We start from the raw sequence: 5,651 nt of genomic DNA, 5'->3' as shown, positions 1-5,651 counted from the left end.
CCCCCCGCGTCCGGCTTTCCAGGCCGGACCCCACGCCGAGAATCAGGAAGAGAGAGACAGCGTGCGACCATTGAAGCGGATCTGCGTCTTCTGCGGCTCCAGCCCGGGAAGCCGCCCGGAGTACGCCGCGGCGGCGCGGGAGACGGGCCGGCTGCTGGCGGAGCGGGGGATCGGCGTGGTGTACGGCGGCGGCAAGGTGGGGCTGATGGGCGAGGTGGCCGACGCCGCGCTGGCCGCGGGCGGGGAGGTGGTCGGCGTCATCCCGGACGGGCTCATGGCGCGCGAGGTGGGGCACGGCGGCGTCACCGAGCTGCACGTCGTCCGCTCCATGCACGAGCGCAAGGCGCTCATGGCCGACCTCTCGGACGCCTTCGTGGCGCTCCCCGGCGGCCTGGGCACCTGGGAGGAGTACTTCGAGGTGCTCACCTGGGCCCAGCTCGGCATCCATCCGAAACCCTGCGGCCTCCTGAACGTACAAGGATACTACACCCCCGTGCTGGCGATGATGGACCACGCCGTGGCCGAGGGGTTCGTCCGCCCGCAGCACCGCGCCCTGGTGCTGGAGGCCGCCGCGCCGGAGCGCATGCTGGAGCTCCTAGCCGCGTTCCGCCCTCCCGCCGTGCCGAAGTGGATCGGCCGGGACGAGCGATAGGGCGCGGAACCGCCGCGGGGCACATAGCTGCAGGGTTGGATCCCCGCCGCGCGGGGCTTATCTTGCAGGGTATGCGGGCGTGACGTCGAGACACCCATTCGGTGGAAGAGCCATGCGCCGTTCAAGTCTACTCCATACCCCGCGCCGCGGCGGGAGCGCCCTCGCGGCCTTTCTTTCCCTCGTGATCCTCGCGGCCGCCCCCCTCGCCGGGGCCGCGCAGGAGGCCGGCAAGGTATACCGCATCCCCGTGACCGGGGTGGTCGAGATGGGGCTCGCCCCGTTCATCGAGCGCTCGCTCCGCGAGGCCCAGGAGGCGGGCGCCACCGCGGCGGTGCTGGACATCGACACCCCGGGCGGGCGGATCGACGCGGCGGAGCAGATCGCCGACGCGCTCCGCGACGCGCCCATCCCCACCTACGCGTACGTCAACCGCCGGGCGTTCAGCGCCGGGGCGATGATCGCGCTGGCCACCGACGGCGTCTTCATGCGCCCGGGCTCCGTCATGGGCGCGGCGACGCCGGTGAACGGGGAGGGGGAGAAGCTCTCCGAGAAGATGGTGAGCGCCATGCGCTCCGAGTTCCGGGCCCTGGCCGAGGAGCGCGGCCTGGACCCGCGCGTCGCCGAGGGGATGGTGGACGAGAGCATCGGCGTCCCCGGCGTCACCGAGCCGGGGCAGCTCGTCTCGCTGAGCACGCAGGAGGCCGCCGCCCTGGGGTACGCCCGCGAGGTGCAGGACTGGGACGGGGTGCTGGCCGCCGTGGGCGCCCCCCGCGCGCGGACCGTGACCACCGAGGTGAACTGGGCCGAGCAGGTCGTGCGCTTCGTCACCAACCCCATGGTCGCGCCCTTCCTGCTGTCGCTGGGCTTCCTAGGGCTGCTGATCGAGCTGAAGACCCCCGCCTTCGGGATGGCCGGGCTCGCCGGCGCGACCTCGCTGGGGCTCTTCTTCGGGAGCCACCTGATCGTGGGGCTGGCCGGGTGGGAGGTGCTGGTGCTGGTGGCCGCCGGGATCATCCTCCTGCTGGTGGAGGCGCTGGTCCTCCCCGGCTTCGGGGTGGCGGGGATCCTGGGCGTCCTCGCCATGGGCGGGGCCGTCGTCCTGTCGCTGCTGGGGAACTTCCCCTCCACCGGCGACGTGCTGGTGGCGCTGAACGTGGTGGGCGCCTCCATCATCGCCGTGGGCGTGGTGGGGTGGCTGATCCTGAAGCGCCTCCCGGACGACCGCCGCGCCGGCCGGATGATCCTGCACGGCTCCACCTCGCGCGAGGCCGGGTACCTGTCCGCCCCCGTGCGCTCCGAGCTGGTGGGGATCGAGGGCGTGGCGCTCACCGACCTGCGCCCCTCCGGCACGGGCGCCTTCGGCGAGGAGCGCATCGACGTGGTGTCCGAGGGCGCGTACGTGGCCGCCGGCACCCCCATCCGCATCGTCCGGGCGGAAGGGTACCGCCACGTGGTCTCCCCCGTGGCGCCGGCCTGACGCGGCAGCTCGCCGCAACCTCCGCGTCCGCCGCCCGTATGACGACGGGGGCGGACGCGGGAACCCCGCTCCGCACCCCGCCTCCCGCGCGGGCGGGAACCCTCTCTCTCTGACCGCAAAAGGGCACGATGGACGACTACCTCCTGGGCAGCACGCTCTTCATGATCTTCGTCGCGATCCTCGCGATCTTCGTCTTCTTCCGCTTCATCCCGCTGGGGCTCTGGATCCAGGCGCTCGCCTCGGGCGTGCGGCTGTCGTTCATGAACCTGTTCGGGATGCGCTTCCGGAAGGTGAACCCCGCGCGCATCGTGAACCCGCTGATCACGGCCCACAAGGCGGGGATCGCCCTGAGCTCCGACGCGCTGGAGGGGCATTACCTGGCCGGCGGCAACGTGGAGCGGGTGGTGCAGGCGCTGATCGCCGCCGACAAGGCCAACATCGACCTCCGCTTCGAGCGCGCGGCCGCCATCGACCTTGCCGGGCGCGACGTGCTGGAGGCGGTGCAGACCTCGGTGAACCCCAAGGTGATCTCCACCCCGCGCGTGGCGGCCATGGCCAAGGACGGCATCCAGCTCATCGCCATCGCGCGCGTCACCGTCCGCGCCAACATCAACCGGCTGGTCGGCGGCGCGGGCGAGGAGACCATCCTGGCGCGCGTCGGCGAGGGGATCGTCTCCACCATCGGCTCCGCGAACGGCCACGCGGCGGTGCTGGAGAACCCGGACGCCATCTCCAAGACGGTGCTCGCCAAGGGGCTGGACGCGGGGACCGCCTTCGAGATCCTTTCCATCGACATCGCCGACGTGGACGTGGGCAAGAACATCGGCGCCGAGCTGCAGACCGACCAGGCGGAGGCCGACAAGCGGATCGCCCAGGCCCGTGCCGAGGAGCGGCGCGCCATGGCCGTGGCCCAGGAGCAGGAGAACCGCGCGCGGGTGGAGGAGATGCGCGCCCGGGTGGTGGAGGCGGAGGCGGAGGTGCCGCTCGCCATGGCCGAGGCCTTCCGCAGCGGCAACCTGGGGATCATGGACTACGCCCGCTACAGCAACATGCAGAGCGACACGGCGATGCGGCGCGCGCTGGCCGCTCCCGACGGCTCGGGGTCGGGGAACGGCGAGCTGAGCTGAGCCATGGACTGGTTCGAGATCCTCCTCGTCATCATCTTCTTCGGGGCGCCGCTCCTGGGGCGCATCTTCAAGCCGGACCCGCCCCAGGAAACGCTTCCCCCCGTGGAGACGGAGGGCTACGGGGAGCAGCCCGCCCGGATCCCCGCTCCCGCGGAGGCGCGTCAGGGCGCGCAGGCACCGGTCCCGGCCACCGCCGACGGCGGGTGGTCGGCCGGGTGGGGCGCATGGCCGGGGATGGAGACGGAGGAGGACGAGGAGGAGTACGCCCCGGAGGCGGAGCGCGGGACCGCGCTTCGCCCCGCGGACCCGGAGGGGATCCATACCGTGGAGGCGGTGTCGCTGGAGCCGGTCTCCCCCGTGCTCTACGAGCGCCCCCTCCCCGCGCAGGTGCCGGTGTCGCTCGAGCTCGCCCAGGTGGACCGGAAGGCGGAGCACGCCCGCCTGCACGCGCGCTTCGCCAAGCCGGCGGCGGCCCCCCGGCCGCGCCCGGACCGGCTGGCGGACCACCTGCGCTCGCGCACGGAGCTGCGGCGGGCGATCCTCCTCGCCGAGGCGCTGGGCCCGCCGCGGTCGCTGCAGCCGTTGCGCGAGGAGCGGTAGGGCGGGCGCCCGGGGCCGCTCCGGCAGGTACTTCGAGAGGGGCCCTCCCGCGCGGGGAGGGCCCCTTTTCTTCCGCGCCGCCCGCAGCCGGAGCACGGTTCCCGCACCCCCGGCGGCACGGATGATGAAGGGGCGTTGGCGCCATGGAGCACGCACACGACCACCATCTCTTTCCGCTGGTCCGCGAGCCGCCCTCGCGCTGGGAGCGCTCCGGGCTCACGTCCGGGCAGGAGCGCTGGTTCAACCGCGTCTCCGCGGTGCTGGCGCTGGCCTTCCTGCTGGGGTGGGCCTACACCGTCGGCCTCCGCATCGCGGATCCCGCGCCCCACGACCCGGCGGCCACGCTGACGCCGCTGTTCGGCCCGTCGCTCCCGTCGGGGCTCCGCCCCCCCACCGCGCCGGCCACCCTGGGGGAGCGGATCACCCGGAACCCGCTGAGCCCCGGGGCGGACCCGCTGGCGCCCACCATCACCGCGGCCATGCTGGAGCGCACCGCGCGCGAGTACGCCGCCACCCTTCCGCCCGAGGTGCGGGGCCACAGCGGCCAGGTGTACGTGAAGATCGTGGAGCCGGGCGAGAACCCCGTCCTCCCCCGCGTGGCCACCGGTCAGCTCGCCGTGTCCACGGCGGAGCGGCTCACCGGCGAGCTGGGCGACGCGGGGATCTGGGAGGTGGTGCTGCGCGCGGGGACGCTCGCGCAGGAGGTGCCGAACCTGGCGGTGATCCGGATGGTCCCCATGTCCGCCAAGAAGAACGGGCGGATCGGCCGGTACCGCGTCGGCAACTGGCCCTGCGAGGTGGGGAGCTGCCCCGACAACCCCATCTACCGCACCCCGCCCGGGATGATCGCGGTCACTCCGCAGAACCGGGAGATGTTCCTGAGCAAGCACATCCGGCTCAAGCAGTTCGAGACAAAGCTGCAGAACGACGTCTGGCCCAAGTTCGTGGTCGTGGACCCCCAGATCCTCGACAAGATCGAGCTGGTGGTGCAGGAGCTCGAGGCCATGGGCCACCCGGTGCGGAACCTGTTCGCGGTGAGCGGCTTCCGCAGCCCGTGGTACAACGCCGGCGGGGGGAACACCTCCGGGCGCGGCGCCCTGTCCCGCCACATGTACGGCGACGCCATGGACATCGCGGTGGACAACGACCGCGACGGGCTCATGGACGACCTGAACGGGGACGGCCGCGTCAACCTGGCGGACGCGCGGATCATCGGCCGTGCCGTGGACCGGGTGGAGCAGAAGTACCCCGACCTGGTGGGGGGGATGCACTACTACCCGCCCACCGGCGGGCACCGCGGGATGGTGCACATCGACACCCGCGGGAACCGCGCCCGCTGGTAGGCTCAACCCGCAGCACGAGGAGCGCACCTTGGCAGACGCACGCGAGCACGCGCACGACCACGCACCCGGCGCGGGAGACCGCCGCACGGAGGGGCCGCGGGACGAGACGCCGCCCCCGATGATGGTCCGGGAGGACGACCTGGAGCCGCACGCCGGGCTCCGCTACATCGCCCGGCTCTTCAAGCTCCTGTCGCTCCTGCTGATCCTCCTCCTGGTGGGGGAGATCGTGATCAACCTGGTCCGGCAGGGGACGGACGCGATCCCGCTCCTGCTGGTGGAGGCCACCCGGCTGATCGTCTTCGCGGGGCTCCTGTGGGGGATGGCGGACCTGGCGCTGATGCTGATCGAGTCCAACCACGACCTGCGCGCCACGCGGATCCTGGTGGGGCGGCTGAACGGACGGCTGCAGCGGGTGGAGGAGCGGATCGCCGGCGCCGCGGCCCCCGCCACGC

At 73.0% G+C, this 5,651-nt stretch carries 6 protein-coding genes; all 6 read left to right on the top strand.

Features of this window, described 5'->3' with window-relative positions; genetic code table 11:
* Positions 1–652 (top strand): TIGR00730 family Rossman fold protein (locus VGR37_04475; GenBank protein ID HEV2146651.1); only part of this gene is annotated, 652 nt, incomplete at its 5' end.
* Positions 653–764: 112 nt separating this feature from the next.
* Complete coding sequence (locus VGR37_04470) at positions 765–2,129, top strand: NfeD family protein (protein ID HEV2146650.1); 1,365 nt, start codon at positions 765–767, stop codon at positions 2,127–2,129.
* A 128-nt stretch (positions 2,130–2,257) separates the two neighbouring features.
* Positions 2,258–3,256: a flotillin-like protein FloA gene (gene floA / locus VGR37_04465; GenBank protein HEV2146649.1), complete on the top strand. Its 999-nt coding sequence runs from the start codon at positions 2,258–2,260 to the stop codon at positions 3,254–3,256.
* Between the two features lie 3 nt (positions 3,257–3,259).
* The gene (locus VGR37_04460) at positions 3,260–3,856 is read left to right on the top strand and encodes a hypothetical protein (GenBank protein HEV2146648.1); all 597 of its coding nucleotides are present in this window, start codon (positions 3,260–3,262) and stop codon (positions 3,854–3,856) included.
* 143 nt (positions 3,857–3,999) lie between these two features.
* Positions 4,000–5,199 (top strand): hypothetical protein, encoded by a 1,200-nt coding sequence (locus VGR37_04455; protein HEV2146647.1) that lies wholly within the window; start codon positions 4,000–4,002, stop codon positions 5,197–5,199.
* 28 nt (positions 5,200–5,227) lie between these two features.
* A partial coding sequence (locus VGR37_04450; protein HEV2146646.1) for a hypothetical protein occupies positions 5,228–5,651 on the top strand: 424 nt, incomplete at its 3' end.

The organism is Longimicrobiaceae bacterium (genome assembly GCA_035936415.1).
Lineage (GTDB): Bacteria > Gemmatimonadota > Gemmatimonadetes > Longimicrobiales > Longimicrobiaceae > JAFAYN01.
The sequence above is the reverse complement of the archived record's forward strand: the minus strand, read 5'-3'. Positions and strand labels throughout refer to the sequence as shown.

What these genes read in the sequence shown, in the direction of transcription:
- VGR37_04470 (HEV2146650.1), top strand. Translation starts at nt 765, where the DNA reads ATGCGCCGTTCAAGTCTACTCCATACCCCGCGCCGCGGCGGGAGCGCC.
- floA (HEV2146649.1), top strand. Translation starts at nt 2,258, where the DNA reads ATGGACGACTACCTCCTGGGCAGCACGCTCTTCATGATCTTCGTCGCG.
- VGR37_04460 (HEV2146648.1), top strand. Translation starts at nt 3,260, where the DNA reads ATGGACTGGTTCGAGATCCTCCTCGTCATCATCTTCTTCGGGGCGCCG.
- VGR37_04455 (HEV2146647.1), top strand. Translation starts at nt 4,000, where the DNA reads ATGGAGCACGCACACGACCACCATCTCTTTCCGCTGGTCCGCGAGCCG.